A 21,395-nucleotide genomic window follows, 5' to 3' on the forward strand; every position below is an offset into this window, starting at 1 on the left:
CGTCGCTCTAGCCCTTCTACCCTTCACTTTAACATTTCTATCCGTCTGCTCACTCCCTTCAATCATACAAAAAAAGACATCTCAAAATTGAGATGCCTTCTCCCTCTATAAACCACCTAAATAAGCTGCCTTTACTTGTTCGCTCTCTTGAAGTTCTTTTGCTGTACCTGATAATACAATACGTCCTGTTTCAAGTACGTACGCACGATTTGCTACTGATAAGGCCATATTCGCATTTTGCTCAACAAGCAATACGGTTGTACCCTCTTTATTAACTTGCTCAATAATATTAAAGATATTTTTTACCATGAGTGGCGCAAGTCCCATTGATGGTTCATCCATTAATAATAATTTCGGTTTTGCCATTAATGCTCGCCCCATCGCTAGCATCTGTTGCTCACCACCAGATAATGTACCCGATTGCTGTTTACGACGCTCCAAAAGACGCGGGAATAGTTCATACACATGATCTAGATCTTTTTTGATACCAGCTTTATCGTTACGAAGATATGCCCCAAGCTCTAAGTTTTCTTCAACGGACATATTGGCAAAAACGCGGCGCCCCTCTGGAACATGTGAAATGCCTGATTTTACAATTGACTGTGCAGCCTTCCCTGCGATAGAGAAGCCTTCATATTCAATGATGCCACCCTTTGGTTTTAATAAGCCTGACAATGTTTTTAATAATGTACTTTTACCAGCACCGTTTGCACCGATTAACGTTACAATCTCACCCTCATTTACTTCTAAAGAGAGGCCCTTTAATGCTTGAATGTTACCGTAAAATACATCTATATTTTGTACTTTTAGCATTAGCTGATAACCTCCTCACCCAGGTAAGCTTCAATTACCTTTGGATTGTTGCGAATTTCTTCTGGTGTCCCATCAGCGATTAATTGACCGTGATCGAGCACGTATATACGTTCACAAATCCCCATAACTAAGCTCATATCATGCTCAATTAGAAGAATTGTTAAGCCAAATTCTTTACGAATAAATGCTATTAGCTCCATTAGATCATGTGTTTCCTGCGGGTTCATCCCTGCTGCTGGCTCATCCAATAAAAGTAGCTTAGGTTTAGCAGCTAGGGCACGAGCAATTTCTAAGCGACGCTGCATCCCATAAGGTAAATTCTTTGCAAGCTCATCCTTATAAACATCTAAGCCAAAGATTTTTAGAAACTCAATAGATTGAAGCTCCATTTCCGCCTCACCTTTAAAATGATTCGGCAGGCGGAAAATGGAAGACCACATGGAATGCTTTGCAAGCGAATGGTTCGCTACCTTTACATTATCTAAAACAGATAGCTCTTTAAATAAACGAATATTTTGGAATGTACGACTAATACCTTTTTGCGTTACTTGATATGGTGCAAGCCCATTTAACTTCATACCATCAAATGTAATAATACCTTCAGTTGGCATATAAACCCCTGTAAGCATATTAAAACTCGTTGTTTTCCCAGCACCATTAGGTCCAATAAGACCAACTAATTCTCCACGATTTAGGTACATATTAACGCCCTGTACCGCCTTTAAACCGCCGAATTGAATACCCATGTTTTCAACATTGATAAGAAGGTTTCCAGTCATTATTTTGTACCTCCTTTTTTACCAAACTTAAATAAATCCGTAACTTCTTTTGTTCCCATCAAGCCTGTTGGACGGTACAGCATTACGACTATTAATACTAAACTATAGATAATCATACGTGTCTCTGGGAAGTTTGCTAGATATGCTGAAACTACTGTTAAGAAAACCGCAGCAATGACAGATCCTGAAAGACTTCCTAGGCCACCAAGAACTACATAGATTAAAATATCAAATGATTTTAAGAAACCAAAAGTTGTCGGTTGAATAATGTAAAAATTATGTGCAAAGATGGCCCCTGCAAGACCAGCAAAGAAGGAACCAATAGCGAAAGCTACAACTTTATAGTAGGTCGTATTAATACCCATTGCATCTGCCGCAATTTCGTCCTCACGAATCGAAATACATGCACGTCCATGACGCGAATTTGTGAAATTAGAGATTACTAGAATTGTTAAAACAACACCTATGAACGCATAAGTCCAATTTGATAAATATTTAACCTGCATCCCTGCTGCGCCACCAACATAATCCGTATTTAAAAAGACAATACGTATAATTTCCGCAAACCCAAGTGTCGCAATTGCTAAATAGTCACCCTTTAAACGTAGTGTTGGTATACCTACGATTAAACCTGCAACTGCTGCTGCGAGCGCTCCTAAGAAAATTGCCAACGGGAACGGAAGCATTAATTTAGTTGTAATAATTGCAGAAATATATGCCCCTACTGCTAGGAAGCCTGCATGCCCAATCGAGAATTGACCAGTAATACCAATGACAATGTGCAAGCTAACCGCAAGCATGATGTTAATACACATTGTAATTAACATATTTTGATAGTAAATATCGAGAATGTTCGTTGAAATAAGTACCTGAACAACTGCATAGATGACTAACGCTAATACGGCATAGCCCCAGAAAACTTTAGACTTTTTCATAATTACCGCTCACCTACACTTTCTCACGGGCATTTTTACCAAAGATACCCGATGGTCTGAAGATTAAAATTAAAATTAAAATAACGAATGCCGCTGCATCGCGCCATAAAGAGAAACCAAGTGCACTTACTAATGATTCCACTACACCTAATAACATGCCGCCAACCATGGCACCAGGAATAATACCAATACCACCAAGTACTGCTGCGATAAACGCTTTAACCCCTGGAATAACACCCATTAATGGATCGATTTTTGTGTAATATACCCCGAAGATAACACCCGCTGCACCCGCTAAAGCTGAACCAATTGCGAATGTCGCTGAAATTGTATTATCCACATTAATACCCATTAAACGTGCTGCATCGGCATCATGAGAAACCGCACGCATCGCTTTTCCGATTTTTGTTTTATGTACGATGAATTGTAAAAGAATCATCAGTACAATTGTGACAGATAAAATTAATATTGATGTACTACTGATTTGAACACCAAAAACATCAAATGATTTATTTTCAATGACTTCAGGATATGCTGCCGGTTGCGCCCCTCTGAAGAAAATAGTAGTATATTCGATTAATAGCGATACACCGATTGCCGTAATTAAAGCTGCAATACGTGTGGCATTTCGCAAACGCTTATAAGCAATACGTTCAATTAAAACACCAAAGATTGCACAGACTGCCATCGCCAATAATAGTGCTGGAAAGAAGCCAAGCTCCCATTTAGCAATTGCGTAAAAGCCAATAAATGACCCAATCATGAAGACATCCCCGTGGGCAAAGTTGATCAGCTTAATAATCCCGTATACCATCGTATACCCTAACGCTATTAATGCGTAGATACTACCTAGTGAAATACCATTCACAAGCTGCTGTATCCATTCCATGAGCGTTCACTCCTTTTTATTTTTTTGAAAAATGCAAAAATAGAACTTACTTCTACATGTTATTATTGAAAATAGGGTAAATTGTGTCCTCTAAAAAAATTTTTTCATGTTCTATCAATTTCTCCTTGCGTAATTAGGTGTTTGGACACTATAAAGGAACCATATCCGCATTCATCTCACCACCTTCAATGGTGGGAGCCTTCACTGAATTAAGATAAAAACATAAAAGGGAAGGCGTGTTTACCCGCCTCCCCTTGCCTAGAAAACATTAAGGATTAACTTTAGAGTTGAACACTTGTTTACCGTCTTTAAATTCAAGAACTGTTGCTGTTTTAATTGGGTTATGATTTTTGTCAACTGAGAAAGTACCTGTTACTAAAGAAAGATCTTTTGTGTCAGCCAAAGCATTTTTAATAGCTTCTCCATCCGTAGAGCCTGCACGCTTAATAGCATCAGCAATGTAGTAAATTGTGTCATAGCCAAGTGCATTGAATGCATCTGGTGCTTTATCACCGTTCGCAGCTTTAAACGCCTTTACGAAGTCTTGAATTTTTTGATCTGGGTCTTCTGCAGAGTAGTGGTTTGTGATATACGTGTTATTCAGTGCTTTCGCACCAGCTAGTTCTACTAATGTTGGTGAATCCCAACCGTCAGCCCCCATCAGTGGTACATCAATACCCATGTCACGTGCTTGTTTAACAATTAAACCAACCTCTTCATAGTATCCTGGGATAAAAATAAAGTCTGGCTTCTCTCCTTTAATATTTGTTAATTGTGTACGGAAATCAGTATCCTTCGCTACATACGCTTCTTCCTTGACAACTTTCCCGCCATTTTTTGTAATTGTTTCTTTAAACGATTTTGCTAAACCTTTTGCATAATCAGATGCGTTATCCGCAAAAATAGCTACATTTTTAGCTTTCAATTCATTAGAAGCGAAGTTTGCTGCTACAATCCCTTGGAATGGATCGATGAAACAAGTACGGAATGCATACTCATTAACGCTACCATCATCATTTACTGTAATGTTTGGAGCTGTACCAGAGCCCGTAACGATTGGAATTTTATTGCTGTTTGCAATTTGAACAGTAGCAACTGTATTACCAGAAGTTGCAGGCGCTAGCATTGCTACTACTTTATCTTGTGTTGCTAGTTTAAGAGCTGCTGCAGTAGACTCTGAGTTTTCAGACTTGTTATCTACTTTAATCAGTTCAATTTTTTTACCGTTAATTCCGCCCTTATCATTAATTTCTTTAACTGCAAGGTCTGCACCTAAGCCAATCGAAGAACCATAAGAAGCTACGTTACCCGAAAGCTCTAAGTTTGCACCGATTTTAATCGTATCACCATCAGAAGAACCACCACCTGATGATGATCCTCCTCCTGAACTTGAACTATCTCCGTTACCACAGCCTGCAAGAACGCCTGCAAGTAGTGAAGACGCAACTAGAATTGAGCCAAACTTTTTAAGCTTTTTGTTATCTCTCATAATTTTATTCCCCCTGAGTTTTTTCAAATATTAGATATTTCAGATAATTATAAACAATCCATGGCATTTCCTCAATAACAAAAATAACCGAAGTTATAATTTATAAATATCTAAAAGTGAATTAAAATACTATTCGTTTAAGCCTTTTACATTGTAAAACATTCTTTATATTTAGTCTAGAGTGATTTTTCAGTATAATTAGTAATTTAAGAATTATCTATTAATTGTCTGAAAATATTAATACAAAACTATCCTTTTCGATTATTTTTTTACGATAAAATCTCGTTCAAGAAGTCCTTTTTTCGAAAATTGCAAGATTTAGGATATAAGGCGCTTATCTCGAAAAGTAACAATTCTGAGTTATTAATACCTATTTATTACCAGGGAAATAAATAAACATAAGATTATTTTTCTTATTCTGTCTTAGTCGTTATCAAATGGAGCAATAAAATCTTATTAAAAAGCTTAGAGCTGGACTATTTCCACAGCTCTAAGCCTTTTTCAAAGCAAACACACAGAGGCGTTCGTTAATATTTGTTTCATTTTCAAGATGAACCTCATGGATTAATTCAAAAGGTGTCCCATGATGTAAAAACTGCAAATAATCATACGGTGGGTAATATAAAATAATATGAATTTCACGCATATGCTGTTCATAAGATTGCCAAATATTATGAATGACTGTACGGAAAATATTGATTGAAAAAGGATTGAAAAAAAAGAAAACGGTGTCGCGTGATTGAATGGCATAATCCTCTGCTATTGAATGGATAAAGGAAATTTGAGCTTGAGTATTCTTCTTTTGAAGATAGCCCCTTTTATTTTTCTCTGCCTCTTCATAAAAACCTGCATCCATCTCTATTCCAATTGTCGGGATATGAAATTTATTGTGTACATAAATAGGGACTCTCCCTTTTCCACATCCCATATCGATAAATACTGGGTTATCAGGCATTTCATACTCTGAAAATAATTGTTCTAAGCCAATATACGGAGTTGGCTCATAGCGGTGGTAATGAGCTAGTTTAGGGAAGCCGTATTGTTCACCTACTGTGTTAATATGTAAATATTTATCAAATTGATGTTCATTCATAATATTACTCCTAAAAAAAGAATGATTAATTTTAGCACGATAAAAAGCAAAAACCATACCCAAAAGTTTTGGATATGGTTATTTTTTATCTACCTCTTCGGTTAAATTTTAAAACAAAGAAAATTGCTACTTTTAGTTTCTTGCTTTAATTGTACTATCTTGTTTGAATAGGCATCCTCATTGGATCACACACTAAAAATATCGAGCTATTTGCAATTTACATTGCTCTTCTATTGACAATGTATTCCTATGGCAATTATCATTGATTGCGAATGATAATCAGCGATAATTCATTCGCATAGAATATTTTTTTAACTAAAAAATGATTAGGGGGAAAAAAGCATGATTATTGTTACAAATCGTATTCAAGTCAAACCCGGCTTTGCTGCAAAAATGGCACCGAACTTTACAAAGCCAGGACCACTACAGCAGTTCGAAGGCTTCCATAAAGTGGAGGTACTGATTTCAACTGATGATCCGACTTATGACGAAATGAGCGTCAATATGTACTGGGAGTCTAAGGAGCATTTCCAAGCTTGGCGTAACAGCGATGCATTCGCTGCAGCTCATCACCGTCCTGGACAAGGTTCTGAAGGAGAAAAACCTGAAAACAGTCCAATGATTGGTAGCAAAATAGTTATAGCTGAATTAGCTTCTTCAATAGAAGCATCTCGCTAATTTTCGATTTGTATACTATATCCCCACTATTTACGAGATAGTGGGGTAAACACTAAAATATCTTCTGATTCTATCTAAAAAAATCCTGCATTTTCGAAAATGCAGGATTTTTTATATTCTTGATTACATGAAAATAACTAAAACATAGCCAAGTATTGATAAACAAATCGAACCAATAAGTCCTGCCATAAACGCTTTTACGCCTAATTGTTTAAATGTTTTTATCTCTACATTTAAACCTAGTCCAGCCATCGACATCCCAATTAAAATATAAGCGATATTTACAAACGCTTGCGCTACATTAGCTGGTACAATCCCTATCGAATTAATAGCACTCATCGCTAAAAATCCAAGAATAAACCACGGAATTATCGACAGTGAAAATCCTTCTTTTTCCTGCCCCTTGTCTATTCTGCCATATAAAATACCGATGACAATGGCTACCGGTACAAGCAATGCGACACGTGTTAGCTTAACAATAACTGCCATATCAACAGCTTCATTTCCACCAGCCGAGGCTGCTGCAATAACATGAGCAATTTCATGTAGAGTGCCTCCCGCAAAAATACCATATTCAGTAGGTGTTAAGTTAAATACTGAATATAACAACGTGTAGACTAATGTGAATACAGTCCCTAGTAATGCGACTATCGCTGCGCCCACTGCAGTTTCTTTTTCATTCGCTTTAATTTGAGGAGCAATAGCTACAACAGCAGCAGCTCCACAAATAGCTGTGCCACAAGCTGTTAATATGCCTAGCTTCTTATCTACATGAAATAGCTTCGTTAAGCCATAGACAACCACTAAGGCAAATACCAGATTAATAAACGCAATGAGAAAAACACTCGCTCCAGCATTATAAATATCCATTAAATTTAAACGCATACCAAGAAAAATAATGCCGAGGCGTAATAATTTCTTACTTGAAAATGATATGCCTGTTTGCCAAGAATCCTGTACCTTAAATGCCGCTCTCCATGCCATACCTAATATAATGGCAATGACAAGCTGCCCTAATATTGAGAAGAACGGAAATGTCGAAATATACTTTGATACTAAGGCAATAATGAGTGTCAACAATATTCCCTTCATAAACGCTGGGGTCAGGGAACTTTTTAATCTATGCTGGCCATTATCCACGCTGTTCACTTCTTTCATCCTTGATGATTTTACTTTATTAGAAAGTTTATCATCAGTAAAATACATATATATAATCATAATTATTAATATTTATAATGATAGGAGTGATAATATGCAATTTGATGCTTTAAGAACGTTCATCACACTGGTAGAGGTCAATAATTTTACGAAAGCCTCCGAAATACTTCATATTTCACAGCCAAGTGTCAGTTTACACATTAAAAATTTAGAGCAAGAATTTCAAACAACCTTATTTATCCGTTCACCAAAATCTGTACAAATCACACCAACTGGAGAAATTTTATATAAACGAGCTAAGCAAATGATGGCCATTGCCGAGGCAGCAAAGGAAGATGTTTTAACCTATCACCATGAAATTCAAGGTACACTTGTAATTGGCGCTAGCTTCACCATTGGGGAATATATATTGCCTCCTATCATAGCGAACTTGCAACAGCAATTCCCTCAGCTAGAGCTTCAAATTATTATTGGCAATACAAAAGAAATCATTCAATATACAAAATTATTACAAGTCGATATCGGCCTTATTGAAGGACAAGCACACGACAATGAACTTATTATTAAACCTTTTATGCAAGATGAGTTATTTATTGTCAGTGCGAATGATCACCCTCTTGCAAAGGAGTCAACGATTACGGTTGCGGACTTGCAGCAGCAAAACTGGGTTGCACGTGAAGAAGGTTCTGGCACACGTTATTATTTAGATCATTTATTTAGAGCAAACGGGCTACAAGTACGTTCACTTCTTACTATTAGTAGTAATCAAGGTGTGAAAGAAAGCGTTATACAAGGGCTTGGACTTTCATTATTGTCTGCTAGTGTCATTGAGCGCGAATTAAAAAATAACGATATAAAAATCTTACCTCACGAGGAACAGCATTTTACACGAACATTTTCTTATTTGTACTCGCCTACAATGAAAAATAAACGCAATGTTGACATTCTTATAGAGGCACTATTAAAGAAAGCTTAGCGGATTAAGTCGCTAAGCTTCATGTTGTTGAAAAGCTATTATGTGTCAGAAGATATATACTATGTGAAGTGGTTGATTGGAGTGGAGACTGGGCGACTCCTCGGGGATCAGCGATAGAGGAACGAAGGCTAAGAACATCACATCCTGTGATAACGCCTTCGTGACCAACATCGTGTTGGCCCGAGACCCTGCAGCGAAGCGAAGCGGCTCATCGGACGCCCCCAGGAAGCTCTGCTCTGTGCGAAAGCGTAGTGCTAACGTAGCGGCAGCAACAAATGTTTTCTGCGCGAAAGCGAAGCGGCAGCGATAAAAGCGCCCAGTCGGAACGGAAATCAACCTCTCGTTTTGCAGAAGAGCCATACTTTATTTAATGTGACATAGATTCCCTTCACCATTTTGTTTTTCAACACTACTCGCTAAGCTCATTTTATAATTCTTGAATTTAGACGTTTACGCTCCTGCTTTTGCTCAATAATTTCTACAAATTTCAATGCTGCTCGAGATAAAGGTACACTTTTCAAATAACACATACCTATGCTTCGTGTTGGAACACTTTCTGTTAATGTTAGCTCATATAAAAGTCCTCGCTGCAAATAATCCTTAGAAAATTCTTTTGTTACACAGGCAATCCCTAAATTACTGCGTGCAAATTCCAGCACTAGATCATGCGAACCAAGCTCAAACTCAGGTTCAATACGGATTCCTTTTGCAAATAAATAATCTTCTACATACTTTCTTGAATTTGATTTTTTTTCTAAAAAAACAAGTGGAAACTTTAACAGATCCTCATAGCTTAAGCTTTTTGACGCCAACATTTTGTACTTCTCACCGCATACAAAAATATCCTGAACCTCTGTGCAAGCGGTTAACTGTAATGTCTGATCTTCTATCGGAAAATTACAAAGTCCTATATCAACCTCACCAGATTTAATAAAGTTACAAATTTCCGAAGTCGTTCCGTTTAACATTTGTAATTTTATATTTGGATACATTGTATGAAACGCCTCTAGATAAGGCATTAAAAAGAAACGAGAAATAGTGTCCCCTACCCCAATTTTCAACTGACCCGTTGTTAAATTTTTAAATTCTAGCAACTTCTCCTCACCAGCATCTAAAAGACCTAACGCTGAATTCGTATACTCGTATAAAAGTCTACCCTCAGTTGTTAACGTTACCCCTTTAGGTGTGCGATTAAAAAGGCGTGTACCGAGCTCCTTTTCTAATTGCATCATAGCTTGGCTAACAGCTGGTTGAGTCATAAATAAATCTTTAGCAGCTCTTGAAAAGCTACTATTTTTAGCAACAATACTAAAAACACGATATAAATCTAATTTCCCTATCATATAAGCACCCCTTATAGCTATTATATGAACTATTAATTTTACTTATATCACTAAAGGGGCGTATAGTAAAACCATATTGGTTTAATTTCACAATATTTAACTTTTTTCAATAGGTGTCAAGGAATCAATAAGGTGTTCTTTATGTAAGTACACAGCCGATTCCAGACGCAATTATGCCTTGGCATAATATTCATCATACAATTACCTATTAATAAGGAGAGATTATTTTGGAACGTGTAGTTGGTACAGTAGTAAGAGGTCTTCGTGGTCCAATTATTAACGAGGGCGATAACATTGAGCAAATCGTTGTTGATACGGTATTAAACGCAGCAAAGACTGAAGGCTATTCAATTGAAGATCGTGACATTGTAACAGTTACAGAATCTGTCGTAGCGCGTGCACAAGGTAACTATGCATCCATCGATGACATCGCAGCTGACGTAGCTGCTAAATTTGGTGACGATACTGTTGGTGTTATTTTCCCAATTCTAAGCCGTAACCGTTTCGCTAACTGCTTACGTGGTATTGCAAAAGGTGTAAAAAAAGTTGTTCTTATGCTCAGCTATCCATCTGATGAGGTTGGTAATCACCTAGTTGATATCGATGAGCTAGATGTAAAAGGGATTAATCCTTGGACAGATACTTTAACTGAGGTTGAATTCCGTGAGCATTTCGGCTATAAAAAACATACATTTACAGGTGTAGATTATATTGAATATTATAAAGAACTGATCGAAGCTGAAGGCGCTTCTTGTGAAGTGATCTTTTCAAATAACCCAAAAACAATTTTAGACTATACGAAGAGTGTTTTAACTTGTGATATTCATACACGCTTACGTACAAAACGTATTTTAACGACAAATGGTGCTGAAAAAGTATTCAGCCTTGATAATATTTTATCTGAATCTAATAACGGTTCTGGCTTCAATGCGGAATATGGTCTGCTTGGTTCAAATAAAGCAACTGAAGATAGCGTAAAACTATTCCCACACACTTGCCAACCAATCGTTGATGGCATCCAAGCAAAAATCAAAGAAGCTACTGGTAAAACAGTTGAAGTAATGGTTTACGGTGATGGTGCATTTAAAGATCCTGTGGGTAAAATTTGGGAGCTTGCTGACCCTGTTGTTTCACCTGCTTACACGGCTGGATTAGATGGCACGCCAAACGAAGTAAAACTAAAATACTTAGCAGATAACGATTTTGCGGATCTTCGCGGCGATGAATTAAAAGCAGCAATTTCTGAGTATATCCAAAACAAAGATGCAGATTTAACTGGACAAATGGCTGCACAAGGTACAACTCCTCGTCGTTTAACAGACTTAATTGGTTCACTATCTGACCTAACTTCTGGTTCAGGTGACAAAGGAACACCAATGATTTATATTCAAGGTTATTTCGATAACTATACAAAATAAAAAGATTTAAAAATGAACTCCCATTTTCGTTTGGGAGTTCATTTTTATATAGTGGATCCGCTTCAATATAAAATTACAAACAGGAAACCCTCTAATTTTTTCGTTTAGTGAGGATGACAGGAGTCGAACCTGTATATCCCTGTCCTATAAAGGGATATGCTGCCACTGCATCTTCCTCATATACATTATGTATTATTAACCCCATTAAGCATTACATTTTTCTCAATCCTTTCGCTTTATAGTAGATTACATAATTTCCAATAGCACTTATTTCAATTGATTAGGAATCACTTCTTCATTTAACCAATGCTCGCTTGTTCGAACATGATTCTGTCTCACAAATTTCCCTAGGTTAAATCGAAAATCGTCATAATGGAAGGCAGACGCATTTCTAATAACATACCCTTCCTGCTCACCCCCAAGAAGTGATTTGCCTGTAAACGTCTTCTTTATTTTTTCTTCATCAAAAATGCCTCGATATAATACAGGTACCGTTTCAATCCCCAATTCAGCTGCATAGTCGACTGTTTCATCCCAGCTTAAACAAATATTTTTCTCATTCCAAATACTAAATAAATAAAAGTAACTAGTTAACTCATTGTAGTAAATGGAGTGTTTGGCATAAACATTTTCGCCACATAATCTCCAACCTTCTGGAATCTGGAATGCAAATGAAGCATGAAATGTTTTGACCCAATGCCTAGATGGATGATCTCCGGAATTTAAGCTTCTAGCATGCATATAGTTTTGATACAGTGTTGTTCCTTCCCCGTCTAACTTTTCGGTTACAACAACCTCTTTTCCAATAAAATGATTAACATTTTTAGCGACCTTATCATCATGTGTATATCCCCTACTCCATGGTAAATGAAAGCTTCTTGGATATTTCATCAAATTGGTCATAAACTCACTTCCTTTGTTTACATCTATTTCGCAAATTGATCTGCTTCTCGAAAGAAATAAAGACTTGTTAATAAGTCACCATCTAATAAATGATAAATCTTACTTGACCCCTTATCGCCCCCATATTGAATTAACATATGAAATTGCACTAAATTAACAACCTTTAAAACAAATTCTTCTTCAAAGCCAAGTTCTAATAAAAAATGGCATACCATTTGTGCCGATACATTTTCATGCCCATAATATCCATATCTTTGTTGTAACTCTTTATATTTTTTACAAAACGGTTTTCCAACATCATGGAATAAAGCAGCTATTTGTAATGCTAGCTTATCACTTTCCATATAGTATTCGTTCATATAGTCATAAACAAAATACGTATGCTGGCAAAGTAAAAATTGATGGTATGGATTTTCTTGATTAAATTGATAAATTTCTTCAAAGGGTTGGACTGATCTTAACTTTTGAAAAAGCTCCTCATATGTGGGGTGGCTCTGGATTAGTGAAATAAATTGCTCTTTTGAGATTTCATACGGACTCGCTTCATGCACAATATGCACCTCTTCAAATCCTTCCCCCAATATTGGAAACTCTAAATTCTTTCTCATTTTTTCCATTATCACTAACGGAACTTTTCTCTTTCTTTGCTGATTTCTTGTTACGCACAATATATAAGGTGTATCAAAATAATAGCATACAGACTTCACATTATCAGGCAATTTACCTAGCGCAAATACCCTGCGTTCTCGCTCGATATTTGTCGCATCAACAATAACAGATTGACCTTTAGCCACACATTCATTTAAACGCTCATACAAAACACGGAATACTATTCGTGATTTCTGCCTTGTATCGTCGCCAAATAACTCTTGTCGTATAGCATCACTTGAAAGAATAAGCGCATTTTCGCTTTTAGCTAGCCCTTTAACAAACGTGCTCTTGCCGCTTCCAGGTAACCCAACTGTAAATATCACCTTCATTTTCTCACCCCCTTTCAAGTGTCTATATCGTTTATAGAAACATATTCTTTAGTTAGCGATTAACTTCTATCCCTCTTATTCATCAAAAATCAATCATCAGCTTAACTTTAAAGTATAGAGATAAATTTTTAAGGGTTAAAATGATAACAAAGGGATAATTACCGTAACTTGGGATTGATTTCTGTTCCGGCTGGGTACTTTCCTGAGGGCGTCCGACGAGCAGCTTGAGGCAACAGATGTTTTTTTGTGCGAAAGCGTAGCGGCAGCAGCAGATGTTTTTTGTGCGAAAGCGAAGTGCAACGTAGCGGCAGCAGCAGATGTTTTTTGTGCGAAAGCGAAGTGCAACGTAGCGGCAGCAACAGATGTTTTTTGTGCGAAAGCGAAGTGCAACGTAGCGGCAGCAACAGATGTTTTTTTGCGCGAAAGCGTAGTGCAACGTAGCGGCAGCAACAGATGTTTTTTTGCGCGAAAGCGTAGTGCAACGTAGCGGCAGCAACAGATATTTTTTGTGCGAAAGCGCAGCGGCAACAACAGAATGTTGGTCACGAAGGCGTTATCACAGGATGTGATGGTTTTAGCCTTCGTTCCTCTATTGCTATTCCCCAAGGAGTCGCCCAGCCGGAACGAAGACCAACTTTACACATGATCTCATTCCTAAATTTCGGTGACTTACCCATAAAAAGTTACATTCTTCAGAAAGGGAATCAAGCTACAAAAAAGGGCTGCTCCAACTTTTGTGGAACAGCCTTTTTTATTAAAAAATTGATTTTCCCTTATAATTTAATTGTATCATAAATTTGCCAAAATTACTAGACTATACTTCTTTCTGAACAAGCTGTATGATAAATTTCTCGATTCAAAAGCCATATGGAGAGGAATGTGAGTAACGTTGGAAAAGCAATATGAATGGACAGAAGAAAAACAGTATCTTGTTCTTTGTTTAAACACAGTTGGTCACAAAAAAGAGGAGTTACTACAAAAGGAAAAGGATGTTAGAGACAATGTTTTAACGCTAAAGAAAACCTTTTGGGACGACGTTAGAGTAAATTTAGATACGCCAGAGGATATAGACGAGACCTATTATGCTATCAAACAACAGGCGGAGCTCTTATCCGATTCTCAGCATGCTCAGCAGCGTGTCATCAAGGATGTAAAAATTTATGACCGCTTACTGCAATCACCCTATTTTGCTCGCATTGATTTTTTACAGGATGGTCATCACGAACCTTTAAAAATTTATATCGGTGTCGCGACCTTAATGGATGAAGAAAATGAAAACATATTAATTTATGATTGGCGAGCTCCTATTTCAAGTATGTATTATGATTACACGCCTGGCTCAGCTACTTATGAAACATCCACTGAAGAAATCCAAGGTGAGATGCTTTTAAAACGGCAATTTATCATTAAGAATGGTCAATTACAATCGATGTTTAATACAGGTTTAACTATTGGCGATGATTTATTACTCGATATTCTCGCTCAAAATGCAAACGAACATATCCGTAGCATCGTAGCAACAATTCAAGCTGAGCAAAATCAAATTATTCGACATGTTAACACTCCTTATCTAATCGTAGAGGGCGTCGCGGGTAGTGGGAAAACGGCTGTTGCTCTCCAACGTGTTGCTTATTTGTTATATCATTATCGAGACCAAATTACCGCTGATCAAATCTTATTGATTACACCTAATCAGCTTTTTAATCAATATGTTAATACCGTTTTACCGGATTTAGGTGAAGATAATATGCAGCAATTAACCTTCTCCGAATATGCAACAAAACGTTTAGGTCGACAGTTCCAATTGGAATATCCTTATGAACAATTGGAATCACTTTTAACGGAGAAAGATGACTCACTCTATCAAACGAAGCTTACTATTATTTCTTTTAAAGCTAGCCTCCAATATCGAGAATTGATGGACACATATATTGAGCACCTTACAAATGAAGGTTTACTTTTTAAAAATATTGTTTTTCGCGGAGAAAGAATTATTACCGCTCAAGAAATTGCTGAATACTTTTATTCATTCAATTCTTCAATTCCCATCCCAAATCGACTGCAATTAGTGAAGGAATGGTTATTACAAAGATTATCGAACATTGAAAAAGCAGAACGGACGAAAGAATGGGTAGAAGAAGCTAGTGAACTTTTAGACATTGAAGAGTATACAAAAACCTATAGCGAGCTTTTACATGAAGGTCGGTTTTCAGAAAACTCTTTTGACGATTTTGAGCAAGAGCGTAAGAAATTAGCCATCCAAATTGTCAAAAAACAGTTCCAGCCACTTCGTCAATCTGTTAAACAATTAAAGTTCGTTCATATGTTAGGCATTTATCGTCAATTGTTTGAAATGAATACATCTATTCACCAGCAATTACAGAACTTTTTACCCGATCAGTGGGAAGAAATCTGTCAACATACACTTCCTAATTTAGCGAAGCGCATTATTTCGTATGAAGATGCCGCTCCATTTCTATACTTACAGGACAAAATAGAAGGTCAACGAACAAATACGATGATTCGTCATGTTTTAATTGATGAATCACAAGATTATTCTCCATTTCAGCTATTTGTATTACAACAACTATTCCCACGTGCACGTATGACTATATTGGGCGATGGACATCAAACCATCCATCCTCATACCTTTAAAAACCCTTCACTGCTGACATCACAATTGTATGGTGAACAAGCAGAAAAAATGATATTAACGAAAAGTTATCGCTCAACAAAACAAATTATCCACCTTACTTCAAAGATTTTACATGAGGACGCCAAAGTAGAAGCCTTTAATCGAACTGGTCCCGAACCGACTATCACGATAGTTCCGAATGAAATAGATTTATTTGATCAGCTTGTCGAAAAGATTAACAGCTTGTCCCTAAATTTCGAAACAATTGCAGTCATCTGTAAATCAGAGCAAGAGTGTACGATGGCTTTTGATAAAATGAGGGCGCAAGTAGATATTCAACTAATCACTCATCATACAAAACAATTTAAAAAAGGAATTTTACTGTTACCCGCTTATATGGCAAAAGGAATTGAATTCGATGCTGTGTTAATATACAATGCCTCCGCGGCTAATTATGCTAGAGAAACAGAACGTAATTATTTCTACACAGCTTGTACACGAGCGATGCATGAATTGCATATTTATTCCATTAACGAGTTAACACATTTTTTAAAGCTTTAATTTCAAAAAAAGAGAATCTACATGCTTCCATAGAAAGCTTGCAGGTTCTCTTTTTTTGATCTTTAAATGTAATACGTATAATCTTCTGGAAGAACACGTTTTAAGAATTTCTTTGTACGCTCCTCTTTTGGATTAACAAATATATCATGAGGATTTCCTTCTTCTACCACAACACCGCCGTCCATAAAAATCACACGGTTCGCTACATCTTTAGCAAAGCTCATTTCATGAGTGACAACAAGCATCGTTGTTCCCTCTGCTGCAATGTTTTTCATAACCTGTAGGACCTCTCCTACTAGCTCGGGGTCAAGAGCAGAAGTCGGCTCATCAAATAAAATAATATCAGGATTTAACGCTACTGCTCGTGCAATACCAACTCGCTGTTGCTGACCTCCAGACAATTGACTTGGATAGGAATCATATTTTTCTGATAAGCCTACTTTATCAAGCGCCTTTTTACCAATTTCAATCGCTTCTGCCTTCGGAATTTTACGCCCTATAATAAGTCCTTCTGTAACATTTTCTAGCGCTGTTTTATTCGTGAAAAGATTATAGTTTTGAAATACAAAGGCTACACGTTGACGAATGGAATGTACGTCCTTCTTCTTCACATTTTGAAAATTTACTTGGATATCTCCAAATGTGGCATGTCCTTGGTCCGCTTTCTCTAAAAAGTTAATGCAACGTAATAATGTTGTTTTTCCTGAGCCACTGGGACCTAAAATAACAACAACATCACCTTTATCAATGGCTAAATCAACACCCTTTAAAATTTCATTGTCACCAAATGATTTATGGATATTTTTAATTTCTAACATACTCGTTCACCCCTTAGGCTTTTGCCACTTTGAATTTACTTAAATGTTTTTCATATCGTTTAAAAATGTATTCAACCGTACTACATAAAATTAAGTACACAATGAAAATATCAATATATGCTTCTACGTAATTGTAGCCAACATTTGCAGCCACCTTAGCCTTTAATGTAATTTCAGGTAAGGACATTGCATAGCCTAAAGACGTCGCTTTAATGAGATTGACTGTAGCCGTACAAATATTCGGCATAGCTACTACTAAAGCCTGTGGAATAATAATACGGCGATAGGCTTGAAATGTTGTTAAACCTACTGCCTGAGCAGCCTCTAGCTGACCTTTTTCAATCGTACTCAAAGCAGAACGAAATACCTCTATTAAAATTGCCGTTGTACTAAATGCGAAGACGATAAATGCATACCAAATCGGATTGATTTTATAAATATCATAAGCAATATTATATTTTTCAAAAATCATTTTAAGTAGTAATGGGATACTGCTATAAATAATAAAAATTTGAATGATTATAGGTGTACCTCGGACAAAGGAGACATAAATTTTTGCTATATGATGGATCACCGGGATTTTATTGACCCGTGTAAGAGCTAGTAGAAAGCCAAGTGGTAGAGCAACAAGCATAGCAACAATTGTCACAAGGAGTGCGATAGGTACACCTGATAATGCAACAAAAAATGTTTCAACTAAAAATTGATAATTCATGGTTACGCCTCCTTACGTTGTTTCTAACGTCTTTTTCCCCTTACCAAAGAACTTTTCTAACATAGCGAAGAATTTTTCGATAATAATCGACAGCACCCAATAAACAATCGCTAAAGCAATATATATTTCTAATGCATGTGCATTAATATTACTTGCGATAATTAAATTTGCCTTTCCGACAATATCAATTAAGCCGATTGTATAAGCAAGGGCTCCTTCTTGTAATAATGCAATCATTCCATTCCCAAAGTTCGGTAAAGCAATAACAAGTGCCTGTGGGAAAATAATACGTCGATATGCCTGAAATGGCGTTAATCCCACACTAACAGCCGCTTCAAATTGCCCTTTATTAATGGCTAAATAAGCAGAACGAATAACCTCTGACATAATCGCCGCAAACTGTAAAGTGAACGTTACGACTACGAAAATGGCTGTTTCAATTGAATGGAGATTTATGCCGAAGTTTTCCGCTAACGCCGGAACGCCATAATATACGAGGAATAATAAGACGATAGATGGTGTACAGCGCATAATCGTTGTATATAAGTTTGCTAATTTTCGTAGCAATGTTATTGAACTTAACTTGGCAGCCGCTAATAGTAAGCCGAATATTGTGCCTAGTACAATAGAAGAACCTGCAACTAAGAAAGTAACTTTTAAAAACGGCAATAATACAGGAATTGAGTTCCAAATGTATGATGCATCAAAATACTTCTCCATTTCCTCACCAACTTTTATATAAATGTACAAAAACAGGTGTGTTGATTAGCCATTTTTATTCACTAAAATTAATTAGAAGACTCTGATTTCCGTTACGGGCTACTTGCTTTCCTTCGGGAGTCAAGTAACCCTTCACTACAATCAGCTAAATATCCTCATATATAAGCAGAATATCAACAAAAAAATCCTTGTTTCACCCAATAATTAACCAACATATTTCAACACACCTGATACAAAAATTCTCTTTTTATTAATAAAGACTGCTGAGTATACTGACTCAACAGCCTTTTGTTTGGTAGTAGCTGCTAACACTTTCTCTTCTAAAGAGGGGTCTTCTTGGATAAGCTACCGCCTATTAGCGCTTCACAGAATCTAACACTTCAAATAAATCTCGACCGTAAAACTTAGTGCTTAATTCATTTGTTTTCTTTTGCTCTTTAATTTTTGCTATAGCTTTATCGTAAGCATCTGCAAATTCTTGTTCCTTTTTATTGAACAACGGCCATGTTTTAATAACGGCAAATTCGTTGTACACTACGTCATCCTTTAAATTATGATATGGGCCATCTTCTGCTAAAACTTGTTGTTTAAATGGACCTTCAATCATCACACCACCATCGACACGTTTTTCATTTACCCATTGCACAACATCGACAGTGAACGCATCACCAGCCTGTAATTTCACTTTATTGTCTGGGTTTGCTTTATTATATTCATCAATAATTGTGTATTGGGCATTATTCGCAGCAATTGGTGCTAATGAATAACCTTTTTTCGCAAAGTCGGCTAATGTTTTTATCCCTTCATCTTCTTTACGTAATACTAAACCTGCACTACTTAAGCCTAAAAATTCTTTAGGGAAAATAAACTTTTCTGTACGTTCTTTCGTAAAGAAGGCATTTTTTATTCCTACTTGATATTTTCCTTGCTCAACACCAATCAGTAAATCATCACTAGTTGTCCCAACAAATTCAAACTTATATTCCGGTAACATTTCATCCACTAGCTTCATAACTTCCACATCGTAGCCTGTTGGATTTCCATTATCATCAATATAACTAATAGGCTTAGACGCCTGATCAAATGCAACCTTCACTGTACGTACTTTCACGCCATCCTTTGAGTCTTTATCTGTAGCTTCACCTGAATTACAGCCTGCTAAAATAGCAAGTGACGCCAAGCCGATTGCTGCCAATTGAAAAACCTTTTTCTTTTGTTTAAACATATATCATTTCCCCTTATTCTCCATGGTTTTGTAATTGATTTTCATTCGATTTTTGCTGCTCAATTGCGGCATTTGCTAATTTAATAATTGTCATATCATCCATCGGCGGATTATGAAGTCCTGCACGAACATTTCGATAATAGCGTTGCAATGGATTTGTTAATTGTAGGCTTTTCGCACCTACTACACGCATTGCCTTATCGACGATTTCAATCGCCAAATTTGTTACTGTATGCTTAGCAACTGCCATTTCATTTACTAAAAGCTCACGTCTAGCTGGGTCATCACAAGCCTCTGCAACTCCATACAGTACAAAGCGTGCTTGATGTAGCTTCAATTCAATATCGCCTAGAAGCTGCTGCACATTTGGTAATGTACTAATTGGAGCATTTAAGCTATTAGGTTGATGATGATTTGCAAAATGCAGTGCATAATCACGAGCTGCTTGTGCAATACCTAAGTATGTTGCTGAGATATGTAGAATCCAACCATTTATCTTTCCGCCGCTTGGGTGACTTGGTAATTCCACTAAATAATTTGAAGGGACAATTACATCTTTTAAAACTAGATCATGGCTACTCGTGCCTCGCATTGCTGACATTTCCCAGTTTTCTTCAATTGAAAGTCCTTGGGCATCTTTATGAATAAGAAAGAAACCAATTTGATTTTTTTCCTCAATCCACGCTGATGTTAAGAAGTAATCTAACACTGGCGAAGCTGTCGTAAAGATTTTACGTCCGTTTAAGAGCCACCCCTCTTCTATTGAAACCGCATTTGTTCCTGGTCGCCCTCCACGTGTTGGACTCCCAGTTGCCGCTTCACTCACGGCCCTATTTATTATTGCGCCATTGATTATTTCCTGGGCAAATGAACTTAGTAAATCATCTGCCCATAGTTTTTCCTCATATAGTTCACCTACAACACCTAATGTCCATCCTAGTGAAAGTGAAGCATTCTCGTCATAGCTTGCTAACGTTTCTTGAACGAGTACCATATCATAGACTGATAAACCTTCCCCGCCATATACTTTCGGTAAAGTTAGTTTTGGATAACCAATTTGCAGAAGTAATTTATGTGCTTCGAATGGAAAACGAGATTGTTCATCTACTTCTTTAGCTTCAGCCTTGATTGACTCCGAAATAGATTCTAACTGATCTAACCAATACTGTTGTTGCTTTGTTTTAATAAATAAATTCTTCAAGAAAATCTCCTTCTTCCTAAAATGTATAAAACATATATATTTACTAAGGATTTATGTTGTAAAAAA

20 protein-coding genes and 1 tRNA gene are annotated in these 21,395 nt (G+C 36.8%); 5 read left to right on the forward strand and 16 right to left on the reverse strand.

Annotated elements, in window-relative coordinates; genetic code table 11:
- Window positions 1-105: 105 nt before the first annotated feature.
- From ACQKMV_RS16840 to ACQKMV_RS16865, 6 genes are all read right to left on the reverse strand, one after another.
- A complete protein-coding gene (locus ACQKMV_RS16840) occupies window positions 106-813 on the reverse strand; it encodes an ABC transporter ATP-binding protein (protein ID WP_427425656.1) in 708 nt (235 codons plus the stop codon).
- On the reverse strand, window positions 813-1,592 hold the full coding sequence (locus ACQKMV_RS16845) for an ABC transporter ATP-binding protein (RefSeq protein ID WP_427505311.1): 780 nt from the start codon (window positions 1,590-1,592) through the stop codon (window positions 813-815). The genes ACQKMV_RS16840 and ACQKMV_RS16845 overlap by 1 nt, the downstream gene beginning before the upstream one ends.
- A complete protein-coding gene (locus tag ACQKMV_RS16850; protein ID WP_427505313.1) occupies window positions 1,592-2,527 on the reverse strand; it encodes a branched-chain amino acid ABC transporter permease in 936 nt (311 codons plus the stop codon). The genes ACQKMV_RS16845 and ACQKMV_RS16850 overlap by 1 nt, the downstream gene beginning before the upstream one ends.
- Window positions 2,528-2,540: 13 nt before the next feature.
- The gene (locus ACQKMV_RS16855; protein ID WP_427505315.1) at window positions 2,541-3,416 is read right to left on the reverse strand and encodes a branched-chain amino acid ABC transporter permease; all 876 of its coding nucleotides are present in this window, start codon (window positions 3,414-3,416) and stop codon (window positions 2,541-2,543) included.
- Window positions 3,417-3,684: 268 nt separating this feature from the next.
- Window positions 3,685-4,905, reverse strand: coding sequence for an ABC transporter substrate-binding protein (locus ACQKMV_RS16860; protein ID WP_427505316.1), 1,221 nt, complete (start codon window positions 4,903-4,905; stop codon window positions 3,685-3,687).
- A 490-nt stretch (window positions 4,906-5,395) separates the two neighbouring features.
- Complete coding sequence (locus ACQKMV_RS16865) at window positions 5,396-5,998, reverse strand: class I SAM-dependent methyltransferase (RefSeq protein WP_427505317.1); 603 nt, start codon at window positions 5,996-5,998, stop codon at window positions 5,396-5,398.
- A gap of 342 nt (window positions 5,999-6,340) precedes the next feature.
- Here ACQKMV_RS16865 and ACQKMV_RS16870 point away from each other — a divergent pair, with 342 nt between their 5' ends.
- Complete coding sequence (locus ACQKMV_RS16870; RefSeq protein ID WP_427425662.1) at window positions 6,341-6,676, forward strand: heme oxygenase; 336 nt, start codon at window positions 6,341-6,343, stop codon at window positions 6,674-6,676.
- A gap of 123 nt (window positions 6,677-6,799) precedes the next feature.
- On the opposite strand, the gene ACQKMV_RS16875 is transcribed toward ACQKMV_RS16870, so the two are convergent.
- Window positions 6,800-7,768: a YeiH family protein gene (locus ACQKMV_RS16875; protein ID WP_427505390.1), complete on the reverse strand. Its 969-nt coding sequence runs from the start codon at window positions 7,766-7,768 to the stop codon at window positions 6,800-6,802.
- A gap of 160 nt (window positions 7,769-7,928) precedes the next feature.
- On the opposite strand from ACQKMV_RS16875, the gene ACQKMV_RS16880 reads away from it, so the two are divergent.
- Window positions 7,929-8,810: a LysR family transcriptional regulator gene (locus ACQKMV_RS16880; protein WP_427505319.1), complete on the forward strand. Its 882-nt coding sequence runs from the start codon at window positions 7,929-7,931 to the stop codon at window positions 8,808-8,810.
- Window positions 8,811-9,232: 422 nt separating this feature from the next.
- Here the strand turns inward: ACQKMV_RS16880 and ACQKMV_RS16885 are convergent, their stop codons facing one another.
- On the reverse strand, window positions 9,233-10,153 hold the full coding sequence (locus tag ACQKMV_RS16885; RefSeq protein WP_427505321.1) for a LysR family transcriptional regulator: 921 nt from the start codon (window positions 10,151-10,153) through the stop codon (window positions 9,233-9,235).
- Window positions 10,154-10,380: 227 nt separating this feature from the next.
- Between ACQKMV_RS16885 and ACQKMV_RS16890 the strand changes: the two genes are divergently transcribed.
- Window positions 10,381-11,571 (forward strand): coenzyme F420-0:L-glutamate ligase, encoded by a 1,191-nt coding sequence (locus ACQKMV_RS16890; RefSeq protein ID WP_427505323.1) that lies wholly within the window; start codon window positions 10,381-10,383, stop codon window positions 11,569-11,571.
- A 107-nt stretch (window positions 11,572-11,678) separates the two neighbouring features.
- Here ACQKMV_RS16890 and ACQKMV_RS16895 read toward each other — a convergent pair.
- From ACQKMV_RS16895 to ACQKMV_RS16905, 3 genes are all read right to left on the reverse strand, one after another.
- A tRNA-Tyr gene (locus tag ACQKMV_RS16895) sits at window positions 11,679-11,750 on the reverse strand.
- Between the two features lie 88 nt (window positions 11,751-11,838).
- Window positions 11,839-12,474: an RNA ligase family protein gene (locus ACQKMV_RS16900; protein WP_427505324.1), complete on the reverse strand. Its 636-nt coding sequence runs from the start codon at window positions 12,472-12,474 to the stop codon at window positions 11,839-11,841.
- Between the two features lie 23 nt (window positions 12,475-12,497).
- Entirely contained in the window at window positions 12,498-13,454 is a 957-nt protein-coding gene (locus tag ACQKMV_RS16905) for an AAA family ATPase (RefSeq protein WP_427505325.1), read from the reverse strand.
- Window positions 13,455-13,698: 244 nt separating this feature from the next.
- On the opposite strand from ACQKMV_RS16905, the gene ACQKMV_RS16910 reads away from it, so the two are divergent.
- Window positions 13,699-13,941, forward strand: a complete 243-nt coding sequence (locus ACQKMV_RS16910) for a hypothetical protein (RefSeq protein ID WP_427505327.1) — start codon at window positions 13,699-13,701, stop codon at window positions 13,939-13,941.
- Window positions 13,942-14,343: 402 nt separating this feature from the next.
- A complete protein-coding gene (gene helD / locus ACQKMV_RS16915; RefSeq protein ID WP_427505328.1) occupies window positions 14,344-16,650 on the forward strand; it encodes an RNA polymerase recycling motor HelD in 2,307 nt (768 codons plus the stop codon).
- A gap of 62 nt (window positions 16,651-16,712) precedes the next feature.
- On the opposite strand, the gene ACQKMV_RS16920 is transcribed toward helD, so the two are convergent.
- The 5 genes from ACQKMV_RS16920 to ACQKMV_RS16940 form a co-directional block, all read right to left on the reverse strand.
- Window positions 16,713-17,468: an amino acid ABC transporter ATP-binding protein gene (locus tag ACQKMV_RS16920; protein ID WP_427505330.1), complete on the reverse strand. Its 756-nt coding sequence runs from the start codon at window positions 17,466-17,468 to the stop codon at window positions 16,713-16,715.
- Window positions 17,469-17,481: 13 nt separating this feature from the next.
- A complete protein-coding gene (locus ACQKMV_RS16925; protein WP_427505332.1) occupies window positions 17,482-18,183 on the reverse strand; it encodes an amino acid ABC transporter permease in 702 nt (233 codons plus the stop codon).
- Window positions 18,184-18,195: 12 nt separating this feature from the next.
- Entirely contained in the window at window positions 18,196-18,903 is a 708-nt protein-coding gene (locus ACQKMV_RS16930) for an amino acid ABC transporter permease (protein ID WP_427505333.1), read from the reverse strand.
- 355 nt (window positions 18,904-19,258) lie between these two features.
- Complete coding sequence (locus tag ACQKMV_RS16935) at window positions 19,259-20,128, reverse strand: transporter substrate-binding domain-containing protein (protein WP_427505335.1); 870 nt, start codon at window positions 20,126-20,128, stop codon at window positions 19,259-19,261.
- A gap of 13 nt (window positions 20,129-20,141) precedes the next feature.
- On the reverse strand, window positions 20,142-21,329 hold the full coding sequence (locus ACQKMV_RS16940) for an acyl-CoA dehydrogenase family protein (RefSeq protein WP_427505336.1): 1,188 nt from the start codon (window positions 21,327-21,329) through the stop codon (window positions 20,142-20,144).
- Between the last annotated feature and the right edge of the window lie 66 nt (window positions 21,330-21,395).

It is taken from the genome of Lysinibacillus sp. NPDC094403 (genome assembly GCF_050278745.1).
Classification (GTDB): Bacteria; Bacillota; Bacilli; order Bacillales_A; family Planococcaceae; genus Lysinibacillus.